At 36.4% G+C, this 24861-nt stretch carries 14 protein-coding genes; 13 read left to right on the forward strand and 1 reads right to left on the reverse strand.

The annotated features are described in order from the left end of the window. Nucleotides 1–211 precede the first annotated feature (211 nt). The gene (locus tag LXH21_RS13060) at nt 212–2146 is read left to right on the forward strand and encodes a heavy metal translocating P-type ATPase (protein ID WP_239866574.1); all 1935 of its coding nucleotides are present in this window, start codon (nt 212–214) and stop codon (nt 2144–2146) included. A 52-nt stretch (nt 2147–2198) separates the two neighbouring features. Further along, nucleotides 2199–3566, forward strand: coding sequence for an NAD-dependent succinate-semialdehyde dehydrogenase (locus tag LXH21_RS13065; protein WP_239866575.1), 1368 nt, complete (start codon nt 2199–2201; stop codon nt 3564–3566). A gap of 68 nt (nt 3567–3634) precedes the next feature. Here LXH21_RS13065 and LXH21_RS13070 read toward each other — a convergent pair whose 3' ends face one another. Continuing rightward, on the reverse strand, nt 3635–4657 hold the full coding sequence (locus LXH21_RS13070; RefSeq protein WP_239866577.1) for a LacI family DNA-binding transcriptional regulator: 1023 nt from the start codon (nt 4655–4657) through the stop codon (nt 3635–3637). Nucleotides 4658–5269: 612 nt separating this feature from the next. Here LXH21_RS13070 and LXH21_RS13075 point away from each other — a divergent pair. The 11 genes from LXH21_RS13075 to LXH21_RS13125 all read left to right on the forward strand — a co-directional run bounded on the left by LXH21_RS13075 (nt 5270) and on the right by LXH21_RS13125 (nt 24373). Continuing rightward, complete coding sequence (locus LXH21_RS13075) at nt 5270–6751, forward strand: xylulokinase (RefSeq protein ID WP_239866579.1); 1482 nt, start codon at nt 5270–5272, stop codon at nt 6749–6751. Nucleotides 6752–6762: 11 nt separating this feature from the next. After that, entirely contained in the window at nt 6763–8088 is a 1326-nt protein-coding gene (xylA, locus tag LXH21_RS13080) for a xylose isomerase (protein ID WP_239866581.1), read from the forward strand. A gap of 125 nt (nt 8089–8213) precedes the next feature. Further along, nucleotides 8214–8867, forward strand: a complete 654-nt coding sequence (gene fsa, locus LXH21_RS13085; RefSeq protein WP_239866583.1) for a fructose-6-phosphate aldolase — start codon at nt 8214–8216, stop codon at nt 8865–8867. 2 nt (nt 8868–8869) lie between these two features. After that, nucleotides 8870–9712, forward strand: coding sequence for a transketolase (locus tag LXH21_RS13090; protein WP_239866585.1), 843 nt, complete (start codon nt 8870–8872; stop codon nt 9710–9712). A gap of 99 nt (nt 9713–9811) precedes the next feature. After that, nucleotides 9812–10765, forward strand: a complete 954-nt coding sequence (locus LXH21_RS13095) for a transketolase family protein (RefSeq protein WP_239866586.1) — start codon at nt 9812–9814, stop codon at nt 10763–10765. A 175-nt stretch (nt 10766–10940) separates the two neighbouring features. After that, nucleotides 10941–11924, forward strand: a complete 984-nt coding sequence (locus LXH21_RS13100) for a Gfo/Idh/MocA family protein (RefSeq protein WP_239866588.1) — start codon at nt 10941–10943, stop codon at nt 11922–11924. 379 nt (nt 11925–12303) lie between these two features. Then, nucleotides 12304–16458, forward strand: a complete 4155-nt coding sequence (locus tag LXH21_RS13105) for a hybrid sensor histidine kinase/response regulator transcription factor (protein ID WP_239866598.1) — start codon at nt 12304–12306, stop codon at nt 16456–16458. A gap of 631 nt (nt 16459–17089) precedes the next feature. Next, nucleotides 17090–20215, forward strand: coding sequence for a SusC/RagA family TonB-linked outer membrane protein (locus LXH21_RS13110; protein WP_239866607.1), 3126 nt, complete (start codon nt 17090–17092; stop codon nt 20213–20215). Between the two features lie 11 nt (nt 20216–20226). Beyond that, the gene (locus LXH21_RS13115) at nt 20227–21759 is read left to right on the forward strand and encodes a RagB/SusD family nutrient uptake outer membrane protein (protein ID WP_239866609.1); all 1533 of its coding nucleotides are present in this window, start codon (nt 20227–20229) and stop codon (nt 21757–21759) included. Between the two features lie 17 nt (nt 21760–21776). Further along, nucleotides 21777–22943: an IPT/TIG domain-containing protein gene (locus tag LXH21_RS13120; RefSeq protein ID WP_239866611.1), complete on the forward strand. Its 1167-nt coding sequence runs from the start codon at nt 21777–21779 to the stop codon at nt 22941–22943. 80 nt (nt 22944–23023) lie between these two features. Further along, nucleotides 23024–24373: an endo-1,4-beta-xylanase gene (locus LXH21_RS13125; RefSeq protein ID WP_239866613.1), complete on the forward strand. Its 1350-nt coding sequence runs from the start codon at nt 23024–23026 to the stop codon at nt 24371–24373. Nucleotides 24374–24861: the final 488 nt, after the last annotated feature.

Below are 24861 nucleotides of genomic sequence, written 5' to 3' on the forward strand. Positions count from 1 at the left end.
AATTAAGATTGTTATAGTCCCTTATCTTTGTAGTAGAGGCTGTGCGTTATAGCGTTACTAAAATGTGGAATAGGATCAACACTCTTTAAAAAATTAGATTACTATTGTATTTTACAAGCCTTTAAAATTTACTTACGATCTATAAGAGACCAGCAACACAGGCTGTTAGTCCACTTTATTTAATCGATAATCTATAGAAATACTTTCAACTATGGAACACAATCATTCGTCAGACCAACATACACATGCCCATTCGCATGAGCACGATCATTCCAGTAATGATCAAACTACAGTGCAGTTGTTTATGGCACCACTATTTTCGTTTATACTATTACTAGCAGCGATTGGATTCGATTATTATTTTCCGCAACCCTGGTTTACAGGATGGGTGAGAATAGCTTGGTACGCTGTGGCCTATTTACCCGTTGGCTTACCTGTTTTAAAAGAAGCATTTGAAAGTGTGATAAAGGGCGCTGTTTTTTCAGAATTTTTACTAATGTCCATTGCAACTGTGGGCGCTTTTGCTATTAACGAATATCCAGAAGGTGTGGCAGTGATGTTGTTTTATGCCGTTGGAGAAGTTTTTCAGACATTGGCAGTACAAAGAGCAAAGCTAAATATCAAAACCTTACTTGATCAACGACCTGATGAAGTTACCATTATAGAAGATAATGTGCCTAAAATAGTCAAAGCAGAAACCGTTAAAATTGGTGCAATTATTCAGCTCAAAGCAGGTGAAAAGCTGGGGCTTGATGGAATTTTACTTTCGGATAATGCTTCTTTTAATACTGCAGCTTTAACCGGAGAAAGCAAACCCGCTACTAAAGTCAAAGGTGATGTCGCGCTAGCGGGTATGATCAATGGGAACAAAGTGGTCCAAGTAAAAGTAACTACTGCTTATGCAGACAGTAAGCTGAGCAAAATATTAGAAATGGTGCAGCATGCAACCGCACAAAAAGCACCTACGGAATTATTCATAAGAAAGTTTGCCAAGATTTACACCCCGATAGTGGTACTACTGGCGGTACTGATTACTGTGATTCCGTACTTTTTTGTCGAAAATTATATTTTTAGTCAGTGGTTGTACAGAGCATTGGTTTTTCTAGTTATTTCTTGTCCTTGTGCGTTGGTAATCAGTATTCCGCTAGGTTATTTTGGTGGAATTGGAGCCGCCAGCAAAAACGGAATTTTGTTTAAAGGCAGTACTTTTTTGGATGCTATTGCAAACATTCAGAATGTCGTGATGGACAAAACAGGAACCATGACCGAGGGGGTATTTAAAGTTCAGGAAGTAGTATTTCAGCCAGGATTTAATAAAGACGAAATCTTGCAAATGGTGAATGCTCTAGAAGCGCAAAGCACGCATCCTGTAGCAACTGCTATACAAGAGTATGTTGGTGCGATAAATCACGAGATACCACTTGTAGAAGTTGAGGAGATAGCAGGGAAAGGTGTAAAGGCAATTGTGAATAATAAAGAATTGCTTGTGGGGAATTTTAAATTACTAGATCAATTCTCAGTACCGTATGATTTGGATGCTACGACAATAGTTTATACGGTAATTGCCATAAGTTACGACAAGCAATTTGCAGGTTATCTAACCATTGCTGACACTATCAAGGAAGATGCAAAGGCCACGATTGATGCACTCAAATCTTATGGAATCAAAACAACAATGCTTAGTGGAGATAAAAGCACAGTTGTGGAATATGTTGCCGATCAACTGAATATAACAACGGCTTATGGAAACTTGTTACCGGAAGATAAAGTTGCCAAGGTCGAAGAAATTATGAATCGAAACGAAACAGTTGCTTTTGTTGGCGATGGCGTGAATGATGCACCCGTGATTGCTCTGAGCACAGTAGGAATAGCAATGGGCGGACTAGGTAGTGACGCTACAATAGAGACGGCAGATATTGTAATTCAAGATGACAAGCCTAGCAAAATTGTAATGGCAGTAAAAATAGGAAAAGAAACCAAAAAGATAGTATGGCAAAACATCACAATGGCTTTTGTGGTGAAAGGAGCTGTCTTGATACTTGGTGCCGGAGGTTTGGCTACCATGTGGGAAGCCGTTTTTGCAGACGTAGGTGTAGCATTATTAGCGATTTTGAACGCTGTCCGAATTCAGAAAATGAAATTTTAAAATAATACTTGTTTAAAAGAGGGTAAGAACCTCACGATAAAAATTAAAAGATATGAAAAATACCATAAGCATAAATCCAGCAACAGGAGTAGAAATAGAAACTTATCCACGTATTGCTGTTGCAGAAGCAAAAGAAGAACTTATCATGGTCAAAAAGGCTTTTGATTCATGGAAGAAAACAACATTTGAAGAACGATCGGCTTTAATGCACAAGTTCGCTGATATCTTGGAGCAAGACAAAGAGAAATTGGCACAGCTTGCTACAGCCGAGATGGGGAAAACAATAGGACAATCTCGCAAAGAAGTTGAGAAATGTATTTTGGTTTCTCGTTACTATGCTGATCATGCTCAGGATTTGTTAAAGAATGAAATAGTAAAAACAGAGGCTAGTAAAAGTTATGTAACTTTTCAACCCATGGGTGCTGTCTTGGCGGTAATGCCGTGGAATTTTCCTTTTTATCAAGTTATTCGATTTGCAGCTCCAGCAATTATGGCCGGAAATGTGGGGGTCTTGAAACATGCCTCAAACGTACAAGGTTGTGCTTTTGCGATTGAAGAGGCCTTTGTAAAAGCTGGATTTCCAGAGAAAGTCTTTGTGAATCTGAATATCGATTCGGAAAATGTCAAAGATATTATCGAAGACAAAGCAATTGTAGCGGTAACACTCACAGGTAGTGAGCCAGCTGGTCGTTCTGTAGCAGCGATTGCCGGACAAAATCTGAAGAAAACCGTTCTCGAGTTAGGAGGTAGTGATGCTTATATTATTTTGGATGATGCAGACCTAGAGGCAGCTACAGAATTGGCTACTTTTGGTAGGTTGCAAAACAACGGGCAAACTTGTATCGCTGCCAAACGATTTGTGGTATTAGAATCGATTTATGATGCCTTTTTAGAATTGTACACCACCAAGATGGAAGCAGCCAAAATGGGCGCACCAACAGACGAGGAAACATACTATGGTCCCTTGGCTAGAGTGAATTTGAGGGATGAATTGCACAAACAGGTCGAAAAATCGATGGCACAAGGCGCACGCTTGGTAACAGGAGGCACAATTCCAGAAGGAAAAGGGGCCTATTATCCTGCAACTATATTAGCAGAAGTAACGCCAGGAATGGAAGCTTTTGATAACGAACTTTTTGGACCTGTAGCTTCGGTAATCAAGGCCACAGACGAAGATCATGCGATTGAATTGGCTAATAATTCGGCTTTTGGTTTGGGATCAGGTGTGATTACTTCAAATAAAGAAAGAGGAGAGAAAATCGCATTGCAACTAGAAGCAGGTAGTAGTTTTGTCAATAAACTAGTTGTTTCAGACCCACGATTGCCTTTTGGTGGAATTAAAAATAGTGGTTTCGGGAGAGAACTTTCAGATTACGGAATACGTGAATTTGTCAATATAAAATCGATTTGGATAGAGTAGTGCGACACCGCAAAGATTAATAGTTTAAAGAGACTGCATAACTGCAGTCTCTTTTTATTTCGTGAAAGTTATTTTAAGGGAAATGTAGTCCCTCTTTCGATCAAACTGGTTTTAATTATTTTGGTTTCAAAATCTAATTCAGTCTTATTTTCTAGACGATCGACGAGCATTTTTGTAGCAACTTCTCCAATATACTTTCCATGCTGACTTATCGTGGTTATCGTCGGCGTAACATGCTGTGGTAATTTTCCGTTGGTGAAACAAATCATCGCCATTTCCTCAGGAATCTTGTACTTCATCGCTTTGATTAAATCTAGAGATAAAATAGCAGAACTTTCTTCGAGACAAAGCAGGCCATCAATCGATTTGTCTGCAAGAACTATTTTCATAGCAGTTTCTAAATCTTCATTTTTTGAAAGACGCACAATAATTTTCTCATTTACCGCAATATTGTGATCTACTAATGCCTGTTTATATCCTTCGACTCTTAATTTTCCCACACTCAAATTATCAATAACCGAGACAACTGCAATTTTTTTACAGCCTGTTTTAATGAGATGATCTGTGGCGTGGCGGGCTCCTTCAAAATCGTTTACAATTACTTTATCACAAATAATTTCATCGGTAACTCTATCAAAAAGTACAATAGGAACACCTTCATTAATCGCATCGACAAGATGAACAAAATTCTTATTTATTTGAGTTTCTTCGGCTAGAGATATAATAAAACCATCGATTGTACCGCTTTTAAGGAGTTCAACCGTATTGACTTCTTTATCAAAAGATTCATTCGAAATACAGGAAATTAAATTGTAACCCAACTCAGTTGCTTTTTCTTCAATGCCTACAAAAACTTCAGTAAAAAAACTGTTCATAATATTAGGGATAATGACACCCAAAGTTTTGGTTTTTTTATTGAGTAAACTCAGCGCAATCTTATTGGGTTTGTAATGATGTAGCTTAGCGAACGCTTGTATTTTTTCTTTCGTTTTGGCACTTATTTCATGGCTGTCATTAAGCGCTTTTGATACAGTAGCAATAGACACATTAAATTCGCTAGCTATTTTTTTTAATGTTATTCTATTACTCATCTTTATAGTTTGAAAGGGTAGCTAATTTAATCAAAATTTTCGGGACATATCCAATTTGTAATCCACCTATACGCAAGCGATTGGCAGCTCGTTATTTGTATCCCAATGAAAACTTGGAGATCATGATAGTATAACTGATGAGGTAATGGAATCCTTCTGTAGTTAGTTAGCAAAAGTAATTATTTTATTGCTGCAAAAATAACCTCTTTTTTGGTAGAATCAAAAAAGTTACGTAAACCTTTAAGTAGTAAAAAACAGGTTTTTTTTTCGAATAAAAAAATACGTAAATCACTGATAATAAGGGATGTTAAACGTCTTTCTATCGATCAATCATCTTTTAATGATTTTAGTTTTCGAAATCGCTATTTCTTCTTTTTTTTATCAATATAATAATGAATACTATAATTTTATCCTCGTAGAAATAAATAATTATCAATTACACCTCGCTCTTGTAAGAATAAATCTAAATTATTTAATTTAATGTATTTGGTTTTACTTATTCAAGATAATGTGGCAAAAAGAGGAAAGTAATGCAGTTCGAAAAGTGGACTATAAAATTGAAATTAGAATAGGATTTAAAAGTAGTTTAATCAGCAATAATCAATATAAACAATGTATTACATAGGATTTGACATAGGAAGCTCGTCAGTAAAAGCAGCTATAGTTGAAATTGCGACTGGAAAAAGTATTGGAGTAGTCCAAGAACCAGAGACAGAAATGGAGATGTTAGCGCTAAAAAATGGCTGGGCTGAACAGAAGCCAGAAGAATGGTGGATGCACTGTTGTAATGCAGTGACCAAATTAAAAAAGAAATACGCTATATCAAGAACACAAATTAAAGGTATTGGTATTTCGTACCAAATGCACGGTTTGGTCTTGGTAGACAAAAGTGGAAATCCGCTACGTAAATCGATTATATGGTGTGACAGTAGAGCGGTTGAAATTGGTAAAGAAGCTTTTACAGCCATTGGTGAAGACAAATGTGCTTCGCATTTACTAAACTCTCCTGCCAACTTTACAGCTTCAAAATTGAAGTGGGTAAAAGAAAATGAACCCGAAATCTACAAGCAAGTGTACAAATTCATGCTTCCGGGTGATTATATCGCTTACAAGTTTTCGAATACCATAAATACGACTATTTCTGGATTATCTGAAGGGATTTTTTGGGATTTCAAAAAAGATACCGTAGCCGATTTTCTATTAGAATATTACGGTATTGATGCGGCTTTGGTACCCGATATTGTGGATACTTTTGGATTACAATCCACTGTGGATGCCAAAGGAGAAGAAGAAAGTGGCTTGGCTGCTGGAACCCCAATTTTTTACCGTGCGGGTGATCAACCAAACAACGCATTGGCGCTGAATGTTTTCAATCCAGGTGAAGTAGCAGCTACAGGCGGAACATCAGGTGTAGTCTACGCTGTTACCGAAAGTTTATCAGGAAAAGAAAGTACACGTGTCAATAATTTTGCTCACGTAAACTATACCAAAAACAATCCTAGAATCGGGAAGTTGTTGAATATCAATGGTGCCGGAATTCAGTACCGCTGGTTGTTGAACAATTTGGCTGTGAGTTCGTATGAAGAAATGAACCGATTGGCGTCTGAAGTGCCGGTAGGAGCAGATGGTGTGTGCATGCTTCCTTTTGGAAATGGCGCCGAAAGAATGCTTAACAATAAAGATATCGGAACGCGATTGGTGAACATCAACCTGAACAACCACAACAAGGTACATGTATGTAGAGCTGCGTTGGAAGGTATTGCGTTCTCGTTTGTATACGGAATGGATATTTTGAAAGGTGATGGTGTGGCGGTAAACGTGATGCGTGCAGGAAACGATAATTTGTTTCGTTCAGAGATTTTTTCGAATACTGTAGCGACCTTAATCGGCCACGAAATCGAAATTTACAATACTACTGGAGCGATAGGTGCTGCAAGAGCTTCGGGATTACACGAAGGAAATTTTGAACAATACGGCAAACTCATCATGGAAAATGACCATGTGATGACGTACATGCCCTTTAAGGACAAAGCACCTTATTTGGCTGCATACCAACTTTGGAAAAACGAACTTGAATTAATAATAAATAAATAAATAACATAGATATGGCAATTATAGGGAACAAAGAATACTTCAAAGGAATTGGAGATATTAAATTTGAAGGAAAAGAATCAGACAATCCGTTAGCATTCAAATACTACAACCCAGACCAAGTAGTAGCGGGTAAAACAATGCGTGATCATTTTAAATTTTCTATCGCATACTGGCATACCTTCTGTGGTCAAGGATCTGACCCGTTTGGACCAGGAACGCAAAGTTTTCCTTGGGATCAACCTACAGATGCGCTTGCTGCTGCAAAAGAAAAAGCAGATGCAGCTTTTGAATTTACTACCAAAATGGGATTTGGTTACTACTGTTTCCATGATTATGATTTGATTCAAGAGGGAGCTACTTTTGGAGAATCAGAAAGTAGATTGGCAGCAATCACCGAATATTTGAAAGAAAAACAAGCCGCTTCAGGAGTTAAATTACTTTGGGGAACTGCAAATGCTTTTTCTAACCCACGCTACATGAATGGTGCAGCAACGAATCCAGACTTTAACGTACTAGCTAGAGCGGGTGGACAAGTAAAATTGGCTTTGGACGCAACGATTGCTCTAGGTGGTGAAAACTACGTATTCTGGGGTGGACGTGAAGGATATATGTCTTTATTGAACACGGATATGGGTAGAGAATTGGACCACATGGGACAATTTTTAAGAACGGCTCGTGATTATGCACGTGCACAAGGTTTTAAAGGGAATTTCTTGATTGAACCAAAACCAATGGAGCCAATGAAACACCAATATGATTTTGATAGCGCAACTGCCATCGGATTTTTACGTGCTCAAGGGTTGGACAAAGATTTCAAAATCAACATCGAAGTAAACCACGCAACTTTGGCGCAACATACTTTTCAACACGAAATTGATGTTGCTGCTCAAGCAGGAATGTTAGGTAGCTTAGATGCAAACCGTGGGGATTACCAAAACGGATGGGATACAGACCAATTCCCAAACAATATTCAAGAAACTACTGAGGCTATGTTGGTTTTCTTGAAAGCAGGCGGATTGCAAGGTGGTGGAGTGAATTTTGATGCAAAAATCAGAAGAAACTCAACAGATATGGAAGATGCTTTCCATGCACATATTGGTGGAGCAGATACATTTGCTAGAGCATTATTGACTGCGGATAAAATTATCACTTCATCGGCTTATGACAAATTAAGATCAGACCGTTACAGTTCATTCGATACTGGAAACGGAAAAGCATTTGAAGACGGAAAATTATCTATGCAAGATTTATACAAAATTGCACATGAAAATGGTGAGCTTAATTTACAAAGCGGTAAACAAGAATTGTTTGAGAATATCATCAACCAATACATTTAGTCCTTACACTATTTTTTGATTTAAGGAGTAGTAGGAAGAGCATGTTTTCTTGATGCTTTTGCTACTACTTTTTTTTTAGCACAACTTAGAACAAACAACACAAATAAAACCAAACAAATACGATTATGAAATTTTTTATTGATACAGCAAATTTAGCTGAAATAGCAGAAGCACAAGCCTTAGGAGTTTTAGATGGAGTAACTACAAACCCATCATTAATGGCAAAAGAAGGCATCACAGGAGCAGAGAATATCTTGAAGCACTACGTAAAAATTTGCGAAATAGTAGACGGAGATGTTTCTGCTGAGGTGATCGCTACAGATTACGAAGGAATGGTAAAACAAGGGGAAGAATTGGCTGCTTTACACCCACAAATCGTGGTGAAATTACCTATGATTGCTGCAGGAATTAAAGCCTGTAAATATTTTTCTGATAAAGGAATTAGAACCAATGTAACTCTTGTCTTTTCAGTAGGTCAAGCCTTACTAGCGGCCAAAGCAGGTGCTACTTATGTTTCACCTTTCTTAGGAAGACTAGACGACATTTGTACAGATGGTATGGGTTTAATTGCGGAAATCAGACAAGTATATGACAATTACGACTTTGGAACGCAAATTCTTTCTGCTTCTGTTCGTAACACTATGCACGTGATCAATTGTGCCAAAGTAGGTTCAGATGTAATGACAGGTCCGTTATCTTCAATCACTGGATTGTTGAAACACCCATTGACAGATAGCGGATTAGCACAATTTTTAGCCGATTACCAAAAAGGAAACTAAGTATGGAAATTTCACAATTACAAGATAACGTATCTCAAACTAGAAGAGATATTTTAAGAATGGTTCACAAAGTAAATTCAGGTCATCCTGGAGGATCTTTGGGTTGTACAGAGTTCATGGTGGCCTTGTACAATGAAGTAATGGAACTGAAAGAAGGGTTTGATATGAACGGTTTGAACGAAGATGTTTTCTTTTTATCGAATGGTCATATATCGCCTGTTTTCTATAGTGTTTTAGCTCGAAAAGGCTATTTCCCTGTTGAAGAGTTGAATACCTTTAGATTACTAAATTCAAGACTACAAGGACATCCGACTACGCATGAAGGTTTAGAAGGAATTAGAATTGCCTCTGGCTCTTTAGGTCAAGGAATGTCTGTGGCTATAGGTACAGCTTTGACTAAAAAGTTGAACAAGGATACTAATTTAGTGTACAGTTTACACGGTGATGGTGAGTTGCAAGAAGGTCAAAACTGGGAAGCAATCATGTTTGCCTCTGCTAAGAAAATTGACAACTACATTGCTACCATTGACTTCAACGGACAACAAATTGACGGTTCGACTGATACTGTTTTAAATATGGGTAGCCTAAAAGCGAAATTTGAAGCTTTTGATTGGGATGTTATCGAAATCAAAGAAGGAAATAATCTGGAAGCTGTTATTGCAGGTTTAAAAGAAGCTAAAGGAAGAACAGGAAAGGGAAAACCAGTTTGTGTGTTGCTACATACCATTATGGGACATGGAGTGGACTTCATGATGTACACGCACGCTTGGCATGGTAAAGCTCCAAACAACGATCAACTAGCGAATGCTTTGGGTCAAAATCCAGAAACTTTAGGAGATTATTAAACTGCTTTACATTGTCTTCTCGAGCGCAGTCGATTGTCATCTCGAGCGCAGTCGAGAGACAGTAAATACTATTCAGCTGAACATTACTTAAAAATTAAAATGAAAAAATATACATATACCGAAGAAAAAGATACTCGTTCCGGTTTTGGAGCAGGTCTTGCCGAATTAGGGCGAACGAATCCTAATGTTGTGGCACTTTGTGCGGATCTTATTGGTTCGCTTAAAATGGAGAAATTTATCGAAGAAAACCCAGAGCGTTTTGTTCAAGTGGGAATTGCCGAAGCAAACATGATGTGTATCGCTGCCGGAATGACCATTGGAGGAAAGATTCCGTTTACAGGTACTTTTGCTAACTTTTCTACAGGAAGAGTGTACGACCAAATTCGTCAATCAATCGCTTACTCTGACAAAAATGTAAAAATTTGTGCTTCGCATGCAGGTCTAACCTTAGGTGAAGACGGTGCAACACACCAAATATTAGAAGACATTGGTTTGATGAAAATGTTGCCAGGAATGACAGTAATCAATACCTGTGATTACAATCAAACAAAGGCGGCTACCATTGCCATTGCTGACTATGAAGGTCCGGTTTATTTGCGTTTTGGACGTCCAGTACTTCCCGTATTTACACCAGCCGATCAAAAATTTGAAATAGGTAAAGCAGTCATGATCAATAAAGGTACGGATGTTACGATCGTAGCAACAGGACATTTGGTTTGGGAAGCAATCCTTGCGGGTGAAGAATTAGAAAAATTAGGTATCAACGCCGAAATCATCAACATTCACACGATAAAACCACTAGACGATGAAGCGATTTTAAAATCGGTAGCCAAAACGGGTTGCGTTGTGACTTGTGAAGAGCACAATTATCTAGGTGGATTAGGTGAAAGTATTGCAGGATTATTATCTTTAAATACGCCAACACCACAAGAATACATTGCGACTAAGGACACCTTTGGCGAAAGCGGAACTCCAGCACAGTTAATGGAAAAGTATGGTTTAAATAGTGCAGCCATTATCAAAGCTGTTCAAAACGTGATGAGCCGAAAATAAATTGCCGGTTATGGAATGAAGTGGTATCAATTGCCGTTGACTTTAGTCAACGGTTCCAATTGAATTGCTATTGGGCTTTATCCAAAATAAATGTTTCAATTTGGCTAAAGGCAACAACCATCAAAAATTATCATTTGGCTTAGCCAAAGGAAATTCAACACTAAAAATTATCAAGATGAGCGAAAATAAAATCAAATGGGGAATTATAGGATTGGGGAATATTGCGGAACAATTTGCACGTGATTTGGCTTTGATTCCAGAGGCAAAGTTGTACGCTGTAGCTTCTCGATCGCAAGAAAAAGCGACTGAATTTGGGGCTACTTTTAATGCTGCAAAAAGCTACGGAGATTACGATTCGCTCATTAATGATGATCAAGTTGATATAATTTACATTGCAACCCCGCACGATTCACATGCTAGTTTGAGTGTACAAGCTCTGAATGCCAAAAAGCATGTGCTATGCGAAAAACCAGTAGCGATCAATTTTGCACAAGCTTCGCAAATGACTGCCGCTTCTAAAGCCAACAATCGTTTTTTTATGGAAGCATTTTGGACCCGATTCAATCCTTCTTTTACAGCTATTTTATCAAAAGTAAGAGCGGGCGAGTTAGGGAAGATACAATATATAAATGCCGACTTTGGCTTTATAATGAACAATGGTCAAAGCCGCCTTGAGGATTTGAATCTAGGCGGTGGATCATTATTAGACATGGGCGTATATCCGTTGTTTTTATCCTATATGATTTTGGGGAACCCCGAGAAGGTACAGGCCTCTTCATTATTTTACGAAGGTGGAGCCGACAAACAAACCACCATGCTTTTGAATTATCCTACTGCTCAAGCAGTACTGCACAGTAGTTTTATTGCTAGAACCAATATGCACGCAGCGATAAGCGGAGAAAAAGGACGCATAGTTATTGATCCGAACTGGCACGAAGCGCAAGGGTATTCGCTGTTTCAAGAGGAGGTAGAGACAAAATTTGAATTGCCTACAAAAGGAAAAGGATTTACATACGAAATTGAAGAATGTCATAAATGCATCACTTCCAATAAAATAGAAAGCGAAATGTGGTCGCACCAAAATAGTCTGGATTTAATTACAATTGCGGACCAAGTACGCAAAGAGGCAGGCATTATTTATCCTGTAGATCAATTATAAAGCCAATTTGTAAGCTAATTGCATTGACATTATTCTTTTCGAAAGAAAAAAAAAACAGTTATAAAAATGGTCGCCAAGGACTGAAATTTAGCGGAATAAAGATCAAAAAATGAGCTTAATGTTGCGCAATGAACCGCTATGAGATTCGTTAAATCTTGAAGTTGAATAATTTACTTTCAATTTAATTTTAAGTGAATGGTACAGATGTGCTTATTTTTATGAAGTTAAAATTTAGTTAAAAATAGTTGAAATATATATTGTAAATTAGGAGCTGCTATCTGATAATTGAGCAGATTTTGTTACAATCAATAGTTCATTTATAAAAGATAATATCGCTTTCGAATAAAAACAAATACCACCGACTTTGAAAATAATAAAAATGATAAAATTCTTTAAATTAATGCTTTCGGTGCTGCTGATAAGCTTAATTTCTACTGCTGCATTTTCTCAAAAAATGTACGAGGGCTATCAATTTATAAACATCAACGAAGGGATTTCAAAAAGGGGAGTGTCGTGCATTACACAAGACCAATACGGCTATATCTGGATTGGAACTTTTGGTGCTGGTTTGTACAAGTACGACGGAATAAGTTATACCGTTTTTGAGAACGACTGGCAAAAAGAAAGTTCGATTATAAGCAATATTGTCTACTGCACCTATGTAGATGCAAACAATAAATTATGGATAGGTACGGATCAAGGAATTTGTTTTTACAACAGAGACCTCAATAAATTTGAAAGTATTGACCTGAAAGTAACCCATATAAAAGGGTCGAAAGTTGACGCTCCTGTAAAAAGTATCATTCAAGATAATTTTGGTAATTTACTTATTGGTACGTATGGGCGAGGGGCTTTTAAATTCAATTTAAAGACCGCAAAAGTGACTTTTTTAAAGTCTGAAGTGGCTACTTATACCAATTACCAAGTCAATTGTTTGACAAAAAGTAAAGATGGAACCATTTATCTCGGAACTAGTTATGGCCTAAAGTCTTTGCAACCAGGAGCATCGGTTGTAAAAAATGTACGAGACGCTGCGGGTAAAAATCTTGTCAATCAATATATTGAATCGATTGTTCTTGATCGAAATCAAAATATATGGTTGGGTACATTTTATGATGGATTGGTAAAAGTATCCAAAAATGCGTCTGGTTTTTCTCAAAAAACATTCCCAATCACCAAGAAAAGAGTCATGGCACTGCTACAAGCAGAAGGCAATGCCATATTGTGCGCCACAGAAAATGACGGCTTATTTCTAGTCGATGCTCAAGGTGCTATACTTAAACAATACATCAACAACAAAGCAGAAAATAACAGTTTAAAATCAAATTCGGTTTGGTCATTATTTGCTGATAAAGAAAATAGAGTTTGGTTAGGGTATTACAATCAAGGAGTAGATGTTTTTGATAAATTATACAGCAAATTTAATGCTATAGGAAGCAATCTTTACAATAAAGAAAATGCGCTCCAAGCACGATCGGTAACCGGAATAGCAAAGGACAAAGCGGGTAAATTATGGATTAGTCTTGAGGGCGGTGGTGTAGATTATTACAATCAATTGACAAATACCAACAAACACATCAATAGTAAAAACGCTTCGTTTTTATCGGGTTTGAAAAGTGATGATATTCAGACTGTTTTTATTGATAGTAAAGAAAATGTTTGGTTAGGAAGTTGGGACGGGGGAATTTATTTCTTGAAAAAAGGAGCGAATAGTTTTGTCAATTTTAACACGGACAACACCCAAGGAATTGCATCGAATAGAATGTTAAGCTTTTCTGAAGATTCAAACGGAATCATCTGGATAGGTACGTACCTGAGGGGGTTACACTATTATGTGCCGGCTGAGAACAAATTTTATCATTGCGATTCACAAGCGTTTACGACAGCAGGTTTGACCAATGGTGATGTCAGGAAAGTATTGGTAGACTCGAATAACAGGATTTGGGTAGGTTCAACTTTGGGACTTTTTCTTGTAACACATGACAAGAATTTTAAGTTTACTGTCGTAGCCTTGAAAAACCAAATGATGAAGGACAAAAAGATGCAAAAAAACCAATCGGTTTTGTCTTTGTATGAGTCTCGTAGTAAACAAATTTGGATAGGAACAGATGGAGCAGGTCTGTTTAGTTATACGCCGAAAGGGAACAAATTTGATTACTACTATAATTTTGAAGGATTGGTCGAAAAATCAGTGGCTGCAATCATTGAAGATCAAGAAGGTGCTATTTGGATTAGCGGGAAAGCAGGAATTACCAAAGTAGATGTAAAGAAACAAACGGCTGTAAATTTCACCAAGGACGACGGACTTTTGGACAACGATTTTAATAACAATTCGGTTTTAAAGGATAAAAACGGTGACTTGTATTTTGGTAGTTACGAAGGAATCAATTATTTCAATCCTAAACAGATCTTAAAAAGTACCAAGCAACCTTTATTGTACTTCAGTGACCTTAAATTGTTTAATAAATCGGTTAGCCCTAATGATCCAGACTCCCCATTAACAAAGGTAATTTCAGAGACAGATCACTTAGTTCTAACAAACGATCAATCGGTCTTTACGATCGAATATGTAGGGTTGAATTATTCGCATCCTGGCAAAAATGAATACGCTTATTACTTAGAAGGATTTGAAAAAGAATGGAATTATGTAGGAGGTAAAAGGGCTGCTACCTATACGAACTTGCCTGCTGGAAAATATATTTTCAATGTAAAAGCAGCCAAAAGAGGCGGAGTATGGAGTGCCAAACCGCTGCAATTGCATATTGAAGTACTGCCACCATTTTGGCGTACAAACTTTGCTTACTTTCTATATGTCTTGGCATTTATCTTGGTGTCTATCTACATGAAGAAATACTTGCAAAGACGATTTGAAGAGAAGCAAGCCATTCAATTCGAAAGAGACAAAGCTGTTCAGATCGAAAAGCTAAATGCCAAAAAATTACAGTTCTTTACCAATATTTCGCATGAGTTTAGAACACCTTTGACGTTAATCATAAACCCTCTAGAAGACATTCTGAAAAATAAAAGCTTTGGTTTGCCAACTGAAGTTCTGAATAAATTGTTTGTCATTCATAAAAGTTCAGATCGATTGTCGCGATTGATTAACGAGTTAATGGATTTCAATAGGTTACAATTTAACAAAATGGCATTGCACGTGCAGCAGCTAGAGGTGGTGAGTTTTACCAAAAATATTGTGAGTTATTTTGAAGAAGAAGCCGCCAGCCGATCCATTGATTTAAAGTTTGAATCTACTGTTGATTCGCTTCAAGATTGGTTAGATCCTAAGATGTTTGAAAAAATTATTTTTAATATAATTTCGAATGCCTTCAAAGTAACTGCAGACCATGGAAAGATAAAAGTAAGCATCAACGCTTCGCAAAAAAAGATGTTTTTGCCCCTAGCAAGTGGGTTAGGCAAGGTTGAAACATTTGAAATCGCCATTGAAGACACAGGTGCGGGATTGAATAAGAAAGAAATCAAACGCATTTTTGATCGTTTTTACCAAGTGAACAATCTAAATAAAACGTATTACGGTAGCACAGGAATTGGACTCGAAGTGGTACGTGGTTTTGTAGAATTGCACAAAGGGAAGATTGAAGTCGACAGTACGTTGGGGGTAGGAACGACATTTACAGTAGTGTTCCCGTTGGGGAATGAGTATTTTACCGAAGCCGAAATTTTGGACGAAGAGCATCAAGTGGTTTTAAGAGATTCCATTAAGAAAGTATTGGTTGATGAGAAGACGCCAACTGATTCTGAAGAGATTGCAAACGAAATTACGCATACGATTTTGATCGTAGAGGACAATACCGAATTACGAAATTACCTGAAAGATGAATTGAAAAAAAGTTACAAGGTACTTATTGCCGAAAATGGTCAAAAAGGATTTGAGTTGGCCAAACAACGATTGCCCGATTTAATTTTGACGGATGTCATTATGCCGGTTATGAACGGCCTTGAATTGTGTAAAAGTGTAAAAGCTGATTTAAAAACGAGTCATATTCCATTGCTGATGCTTTCTGCCAAAGCCTTAGTGCAAGACAAATTAGAAGGAATCGATTCGGGTGCAGATATGTATATGAGCAAACCCTTTGACATGGATGTTTTAAAATCTAGTTTGGGACAATTGATTCACAGTAGGCAAATCATGTTTGACAAATTCTACAAAGGAATTACAAAAAATGCAAAAGAAAAAACGACAACTCTAGATAACGAATTCATACAAAAAGCTTTGAGTTATATTCACGACAATATCAGTGAGTCCGATTTGAGTGTGGAGGTTTTGGCTTCGAATGTGTTTTTGAGTCGCAGTCAATTGTATCGAAAAATAAAAACGCTAACGGGTGTTTCTGTAAATGAATTTATTCGTAATGTTCGATTAGAAAAAGCCAAAGAACTAATACAATTGGGTGACAGTAATATAAACGAAGTCAGTTATAAAGTAGGATTTGCATCGCCATCCTATTTTACAAAATGTTACAAAGCCAAGTTCGGACACTTACCTACACAACTGGATAAAGAAGCAAACGACTAATTACACTTGACTAGTTTTTTTTGTACAAATAAGAGTTCCTATTGGGCTCTTTTTTTGGCTCTGGTTTTAAATAAAAGACTTGCAAAACAGAATAATTAATTACCAAGAATTACTAGTTCTATCCAACGGTATTTTAATAGAAAAAATGACGAAGCTGCCATTAATTTACAATTGTAGCTATTGTGTACTGTATAAATAATAGTTTGATTTTTTTTATTTAATGTAAAAAATAATCGTTTGATTGATAATAGTTTGTAAAAGTGATTTTTTTTGATATAAATTCTTAATGTCCCGAAATCATTGGGATAAAAGGGGGTAGATGCAACAAATGAACTAGATGTTGCATCATTTTTACTAGTAAAGAGGTGGACTCTTATGCTACTTTTGACTCTATAAACTACAATCTTTCAAACCAATCTTAATCAAACCAAAAAACAAACTATGCAGGGGAAATCAAAATTTATCTTTTCAAAAAACTAGCTTTTCAGTAGGCTCTACACAGCGCGATTCTTCGCACAATAAAACAGTTCAGAGAGACTAATTATTAAAACTATAAAATTGAAAAAAACAAACATCTTAATTGACACTAAAAACAAATTAACGAACTACTAAAAACCAAATTAATATGATAATGAAGTTAAAATTCGCATTAATAGCGTTGGCAATGATTTGCACTCAAACGGTGCTGTCACAAACCAATACCATCAAAGGGGTGGTAACAGATCAGGCGCGATTGCCGTTGCCTGGCGTAAATGTTTCAGTCAAAGGAACACCAACTGGAGTAGTAACAAATTCTGATGGTTCTTTTGTATTGGATAAAGTACCTTCAAATTCTAAAATTGTATTCAGTTTTATAGGTTTCACATCCAAAGAAATTACAGCAGATACTAAAAAATCTATGAATATTAGTCTCGTGGAAGACACCAATAATTTAGATGAGGTTGTAGTTGTAGGTTATGGATCTGTCAAGAAAAGAGATGTAACGGGAGCTGTATCTACAGTTTCAGCAAAATCTATAAAAGATCAACCGGTTACAGGTCTGGATCAAGCCTTGCAAGGAAAAGTTTCGGGGGTAACGATTACTCAAAATTCAGGTACTCCGGGAGGAGGTGTTTCTATAAGAATACGTGGTATAGCTTCGTTATCAGGAAATGAGCCATTATATGTAGTAGATGGTGTGCCTATAAATGGAGGTGATAATAATGACTCTTTTAACTATAATTCTTTGGGAGGAGCAAACGGGCAAACAAAGTCGAGTGCATTAACAGCAATAAACCCATCAGATATTGAATCAATGGATATTCTTAAAGATGCTTCTGCAACTGCCATTTATGGTTCAAGAGGTTCTAATGGTGTTGTACTGATTACAACTAAGAAAGGAAAAAAAGGAAAATCTGTGATTTCATATGAAACATATACAGGAGTTCAACAGGTAACCAAATTTTTGGATGTTCTTAATCTACAGGATTTTGCCAAATACAGAGCAAGTGTTAGTACAGAATTAGGCCAACTAATTGAGTATGAGTTTCAAAATCCAGAATTACTAGGAGAAGGAACAAACTGGCAAAAAGAAATTTTTAGAAATGCTCAAATTCAAAATCATCAAATTTCTATTTCGGGCGGAAAAGACAATACTAGATATTATACCTCATTAAATTATTTTGAACAAGATGGTATTGTTATCAATACAGGTTTCAGAAGATATTCTATGCGATTGAATATTGATACAAAAGTAAATGATTGGTTTAAAATAGGTAATAACGTTACGCTATCTAATACGCAACAAAAAATTGCATTTAATGATACTGAAGATGGTGTAATTAGTACAGCTGTTTCTCAGTCTCCAAATATACCTGTACGATATTCTGATGGGACTTTTGGTGGACCGATAGAAGGTTTTGGTAATACTTCTGCTAATAATCCAGTAGCTACAGCTTTAAACAAAGGAAACGATCTTGCAAAATATAAAATTGTAGGTAGTCTATTTGGAGAAATATCTTTTACAAAAGATTTGACATTCAAATCAGTTCTTGGATATGATTTCAATACTACAAATGGTTCCGTTTTTTACCCAGACATTACGATTGGTACTACAAGCACTAGTAGTGTATCTGTAAAACAGCAAAATCAAAGTATTTTCTGGACACTACAAAATTACTTCACCTACACTAAAACTTTTGGTAAGCACAACATTGTAGCGTTACTAGGTCAAGAAGCACAAGAATCAAAATACGAAGGAATATCTGGTACAAGAACTGGTTATTTGTCAAATGACATTACTACACTTGGACTAGGAGATTCTAAAACGGCTACCAACGACAATTACAAAGGAACAAGCAGTTTAAACTCTTATTTTACACGTCTTAATTACTCTTTTGATGGTAAATACATGCTGACGGCGACGTTACGTTCAGATTCTTCTTCAAATTTCGGAGATGGTTATAAAACAGGTTACTTTCCTTCTTTTGCTGCAGGTTGGGTAATTAGTAACGAACCTTTTTTCGAAGGAATTAAAAATGTGGTAAATCATACGAAGTTTAGAGCAGGTTATGGAGAAGTTGGAAATCAAAACATAGGAGGTTACAAATACGGTTCTTCAATCGTAAGTTTCCCTACAACTTTTGGAACTGGTTTTGCACAACAAAATATTCAGAACCCAACGGTGCAATGGGAAACAACAAAAGCGTCTAATTTTGGTGTAGAAATAGGATTCTTTAAAGACGCATTGCGTTTAGAAGTTGATTACTACAAGAAAGTTTCTAGTGACTTCTTATTTAGTGAGCCAGTACCTGCCTATTTAGGTACAAATCCGCAACAAGGAAATTTAGGCTTAGGTGCGAAAGTAGTTAACCTTGGTGATATCGAAAATAAAGGATGGGACCTTACTTTAAATACAAGAAATATTTCAAACGATAATTTCAACTGGAACTCCACATTTATATTCTCAACCTTCAAAAACAAACTAACTTCTTTTGGAGATAATAACTCGGCGATTTACAGAAATTTTCAATTTAACAATACAATTACAAAAACGGGAGTTGGATCGCCTGTAGGACAGTTTTTTGGATATCAAGTTGAGGGAATTTACAAATCTGCAGAGGATATTGCAAATAGTCCAACACCAGATAATGAAGTGGGAGCTAATGGACAAGTGTGGATTGGTGATATTAAATTTAAGGACATCAATGGAAACGGAAAAATTGATTCTGGAGACAGAACAAATATAGGGAATCCAATTCCTGATTTTACTTATAGTGTCATCAACAATATCTCATACAAAAATGTAGACCTTTCTATTGTGTTTTTAGGAACACAGGGAAATAAGATTTACAACTGGACTAGAAAACTTACTGAAAGTTTGGGTGGTACAGGTGGACCATACTCAAATCAAAGTGCCGATGTTAACAATCGTTTTATAGCTGGTGTAAATGAGAATACAAATATACCAAGATATGTAAATGGAGATCCTAATGGAAACAGTAGAGTTTCTAACCGTTTTGTTGAAGATGGATCTTATTTAAGGTTACAAAATGTGACGTTTGGTTATACACTACCTGAGGAGATCATAAGTAAAACTAAATTCTTCAGTAAATTAAGAGTATACATGACAGGACAAAATTTGTTCACAATCACAAAATATTCTGGATTAGATCCTGCTGTAGGTTCATTTAGTCAAGATGCCTTATTAACAGGTGTTGACAATGGTCGTTACCCGGTTGCTAGAGTATTTACATTAGGTTTAAATTTAGATTTTTAAAAAATAACAACATGAAAAATTCAACTAAATATTTCGTGCTTTTGATAGCTGTATTTTTTACGGTATCGTGCTCAACAGAATTTTTAGATAATCCGCCAGAGGATAAATTAGTTTTAGATAATTTTTATACCTCAGATGGTCAAATCTTGGGATCGGGGAGCGGGCTTTACGGTCGACCTTGGTTCTACTTTAACGAGAAATTCGTTTACGGACTGGATACCTATGCCGGTAATTCTGTAGGTGCTTATTCCGATTTGGCGCAGTTTGAAAATTTTGCTGTTAATTCAACAAATCAGTTTGTTTTCGAAGGATGGCAATCATTATTTAATGTTGTAGCCCAATCGAATACATTAATAAATAACCTGGAAAAAAATGTTGGTCCAGCAACTACACCAGAAGTGGTAGAGAGAGTAAAAGGTGAAGCTTATTTTATGAGAGCGACTGCCTACTTCTATTTGGTTCGTATTTTCGGTGCCGTGCCTATTTTAAATAAAATAGAGCAGTATACAGAAAAAATTCCAACCTACAGAAACAATGTAGACGATGTTTATAAATTTATCATCAACGATTATAAAGAAGCATACAAGCGTTTACCATTAGCTACAGGTAGTAGTTCCCTAGAAAAAGGTAGAGTGATAAAAAGTGCTTGTGACGGAATGTTGTCTAAAGTGTACATCACGCTTAAAGATTATCCGAATGCAAAATTACATGCTGAAAATGTGATCAAAAGTGGTGATTATTCTCTAATTGATGATTACGGCTTGATGTTTAATAGTCCAACAAATAACAACAGTAGAGAATCCATATTTTCTTTACAATGGGTAGGATGTGTAGGTTATGGTTACGGTAATGCATCTCAGTCTTATATCACTCCAACTTCAGAAATTACAGGTGATTACACAGGATGGAAAACTTTTGTACCTAGTATTGATTTGCGTAACGCTTATGAAGCTAATGATAAAAGAAGAAAATCTACGATCATGTTACCTGGTGATTTTTATCCTGAACTGGTTACCAAAAAAGGAGGTTACACAGTAAGTCCTGGTGGATTTGGAGGATCAATGGGCTTTAGAAAATATGTTATAGGTTCTGTTGCTGAGTTTGTTGGTGCATGTCCGCAGCAAACAAATCAAAATACAACAATGCTCCGTTACGCTGAAGTATTATTAATTCATGCTGAAGCTATTCTTGCAGGTGCGGGATCTACTTCATCAAGTGAGGCTTTGGAATCATTTAACAAAGTTAGAACTAGAGCAGGATTGCCTGTTAAAACAAGTATTACGAGTAATGATATTTTTAAAGAAAGAAGAATAGAATTAGTTCTAGAAGGGGATTATTGGTTTGATTTAGTTAGAAGAGACAGAACGGAAGCGATCAGTATTATTTCTAATCAAGAAAGAGGAGCATACAGTAATATCGCTCTGCTTGAAGTTACTTCTAAAAAAGTGGTACCAACTGCAAATTCGTTCTTAATTCCGATTCCAGCCTCAGAATTAGATGCAAATCCACTTCTTAGAGAGACTCCAGTTCCTTTTCAATTTTAATCATAAAATACAAGACAATGAATATAATAGTAAAAATTAGTAGACATTTTCTAGCTTTCCTGATTGTGTGCTTAGTGCTCACATCATGTGATAATGACGATAATTCTGGCGCTGCAGCAATTGTAGAGGGCGTTTATAGTTTGGATAATACAACAACTCCACCGACTGAAAATAAAGATAAAGGATACCCTGGCGATTTAGTAAAAATAGAAGGATCAGGCTTAGCAGGAGTTAAAAGTGTCTTATTTGACGATTTAGTTAATGTTATTTTTAATCCACAATTAAGTGCTGATAAATCGCTGTTCTTTAATATTCCCTTTGATGATAAGAAAGGGAGCCGTTTTGGGGTTCAAGAATTGAAAATTACTAAAGGAAATGGTGAAGTTATTGTTTCTAGTTTCGAAATTTTACAACCTAAAGTGATAATCTCAGAAAAATTCGAACCATCTGTTCCAGAAGTAGGGACGATTGTTACTGTAAACGGTGTTTGGTTTTTTAACATATCCTCAGTTAAGTTTGCTGGCGAGGCAGTTAGCTTTACACGAATCAATTCTACTTCCCTAACTTTTATGGTTCCAGAAACAGCAACAGCTGGAGGTGATGTCGAAATAACAACTCCAGGGGGAACAACAAAAAGATTTTTAGACATAGATCAAGGATTTGATTTGTACAAAATAGCTGATTTTGATGGCGGTGGTTTGCGACCAAGCAACAACTGGGTTAAATATGGGGACGCAAATAGTCTGACCTACTCGGCCATAGGTGGTATCTCTGGAAATTACGCAGAATTCACATGGACAGGCGCGAGCGCAAACGGATACAATGGAAGCCAATCTGATGCAGGAAACGCTCTGTTGAAAGAAACAGTAACTGACGCCACAAAAGCATTCTATCTTATCGATGTAAATTGTGGCGGAGCAGTAGGGACCAAGATAGATTTATTACTTGTAGATAGTGATGGCGGAAACTGGGCTTATTCATACACAATAGCAACTACAGGGTGGCAAACAATAGAAGCTAAAACTTCAGATTTTGGAGCAAATTATGACTCATCACAGCAAGGGCAAGGAGATGTAAATCCCTCTAAAATAAACCAAGTCAAGATGACAATAGCTCAAAATGGAGGAACTGCAAATCCATCAAAAGTGCAATTTGATAACATTAGATTTAAAGTTTTACGATAGTTTAATCTAGTACAAATGATGTTAATAGTTAGAAAGGTTACTGTATTCAATCAGTAACCTTTTCTTAAAAAAAAATGAAGATGAAAAAAATAAAAATAAAACAAGCTTTAGTGTTAATCTGCATCAGCTTATTTGCATTAAGCTGTTCCAAAAGTGATGATGAAGTAGAAGTGATTGCAGGTGTACCCACGGCTTATTCTGCAGTGAACCTGACTGATTCTGGCTTTACAGCCAATTGGACAAGAGTGTATCGTGCCGATAAATATTTGGTAGATGTATCCACAACAGCTGATTTCTCTACTTTAATACCAAGTTATAACGAATTGGCAGTAAATGCGTTAACGTTAGATATTTCAGGATTGAACGCTGGTGCTACTTATTATTACAGAGTGAGAGCAGTAAGAGGTGCGCTAATCTCGGTCTACTCAAATGTGATTGCAACTGAAATAATTAGTACAGGTCCTGAACCTACGACTGCTTTAAAAGAGGCAGCTAATTTTAAAGTTGGTATGATAGTAAGATCAACCGCTCTAACCGGACAAACGTCAGATATTATTTTGAGAGAATTTGATAATATCACTTCTGAATACGAAATGAAAATGGATAAAATGTATCCAAGTAAAGGTACGTATGATTTTACAGCGGTTGATAAAATTGTAAAGTATGCTACAGATAATAAATTGAACCTTCATGGTCATGCGTTGATTTGGCACAATGCAACTCCCGACTGGGTTAAAAATTTCACTGGAACAGATGCCGAATTTGAGATTATGGTTAAAGAATATATTACGACAGTGGTAACTCGTTACAAAGGAAAAGTGAAATCTTGGGATGTTGTTAATGAAGCTGTTGATGATGGTAGTGGTAACCCTCTAAGAAATTCTGTCTTCAAACAAAAAATGGGTGATGACTACATTAAAAAGTGCTACCAATGGGCTAGAGCTGCTGATCCTGATTGTAAATTGTTTTATAATGATTACAACTTCGCTTCTTCAACAACCAAAAGAGCAGCAATTTTTAAAATAGCTGATGCTTTGAAAGTTGATAATTTAATTGATGGTTTGGGTGCACAAATGCACATTAGTTACAAAGGACCTGCTGCTTCAGAAATTCAAGCGGTGGTTGACGGAACTGTTTCTAGAAAATTATTAATGCATTTCTCTGAATTGGATATCCAAGCCAATCCAGATAATGATTTAAAAGTGCTGACTCCTGAAAGAGCAATTTTGCAAAAAAACAAATACAAAGAAGTAGTAAAGATTTTCAACTCTATTCCTACAGCAAATCAATATGCACTTACAGTTTGGGGAATGAGAGATAGTGAGTCTTGGTTGTTAGACTTCTGGGGACATATTGACTGGCCTTTGATGTACAATAATGATTACAGTGTTAAAAAAGCACATACTGGCTTCCTTGAAGGATTAAAATAGTCACAGTCATTTCTTAATTACGGATTGATACATCATCGTTATTTTTTTACCGAGTGGTTAGCAGTAAAATGATGACATGGTGGCATCAATCCGTTTTTTTATATCCTCTTATCAAATGGTGTAGAATTAGTTGCTGTGAGATCGAATGCAGTATGTAAAATAACCAGTGAGTACGTATTACAATTGGTGAATCCTAAGATTTTTTTAGTCATTTCTTGTGTGAGATTAAAGTTCTCTGTAATTAATTCCGGATAACTTTCCTATTCGATCAAAATTTACATTCCACTCTAAAAACCTTAATTAGAGCTCTTAATCATTGAATAATGCACGATTTGTTTTAGTTATAGCTTCAATAGTAGCAGTCGACAAAGATACATCCTACTACTTTTACCAGACAGTTTTTATGATTGCTAGTCCATTTTACAAAAGTTTTCGTTTTTAAAATTAGAAAATCAATATGGCTGTAAAAATCATTTTTAGTAGCTGTA

The sequence above is a fragment of the Flavobacterium algicola genome, from assembly GCF_022399565.1.
Taxonomy (GTDB): Bacteria; Bacteroidota; Bacteroidia; order Flavobacteriales; family Flavobacteriaceae; genus Flavobacterium; species Flavobacterium algicola.

Excerpts from the sequence above, each read along its gene's own strand:
- LXH21_RS13060 (WP_239866574.1), top strand. The coding sequence starts at position 212 with ATGGAACACAATCATTCGTCAGACCAACATACACATGCCCATTCGCAT.
- LXH21_RS13065 (WP_239866575.1), top strand. The coding sequence starts at position 2,199 with ATGAAAAATACCATAAGCATAAATCCAGCAACAGGAGTAGAAATAGAA.
- LXH21_RS13070 (WP_239866577.1), bottom strand. The coding sequence starts at position 4,657 with ATGAGTAATAGAATAACATTAAAAAAAATAGCTAGCGAATTTAATGTG.
- LXH21_RS13075 (WP_239866579.1), top strand. The coding sequence starts at position 5,270 with ATGTATTACATAGGATTTGACATAGGAAGCTCGTCAGTAAAAGCAGCT.
- xylA (WP_239866581.1), top strand. The coding sequence starts at position 6,763 with ATGGCAATTATAGGGAACAAAGAATACTTCAAAGGAATTGGAGATATT.
- fsa (WP_239866583.1), top strand. The coding sequence starts at position 8,214 with ATGAAATTTTTTATTGATACAGCAAATTTAGCTGAAATAGCAGAAGCA.
- LXH21_RS13090 (WP_239866585.1), top strand. The coding sequence starts at position 8,870 with ATGGAAATTTCACAATTACAAGATAACGTATCTCAAACTAGAAGAGAT.
- LXH21_RS13095 (WP_239866586.1), top strand. The coding sequence starts at position 9,812 with ATGAAAAAATATACATATACCGAAGAAAAAGATACTCGTTCCGGTTTT.
- LXH21_RS13100 (WP_239866588.1), top strand. The coding sequence starts at position 10,941 with ATGAGCGAAAATAAAATCAAATGGGGAATTATAGGATTGGGGAATATT.
- LXH21_RS13105 (WP_239866598.1), top strand. The coding sequence starts at position 12,304 with ATGATAAAATTCTTTAAATTAATGCTTTCGGTGCTGCTGATAAGCTTA.
- LXH21_RS13110 (WP_239866607.1), top strand. The coding sequence starts at position 17,090 with ATGAAGTTAAAATTCGCATTAATAGCGTTGGCAATGATTTGCACTCAA.
- LXH21_RS13115 (WP_239866609.1), top strand. The coding sequence starts at position 20,227 with ATGAAAAATTCAACTAAATATTTCGTGCTTTTGATAGCTGTATTTTTT.
- LXH21_RS13120 (WP_239866611.1), top strand. The coding sequence starts at position 21,777 with ATGAATATAATAGTAAAAATTAGTAGACATTTTCTAGCTTTCCTGATT.
- LXH21_RS13125 (WP_239866613.1), top strand. The coding sequence starts at position 23,024 with ATGAAAAAAATAAAAATAAAACAAGCTTTAGTGTTAATCTGCATCAGC.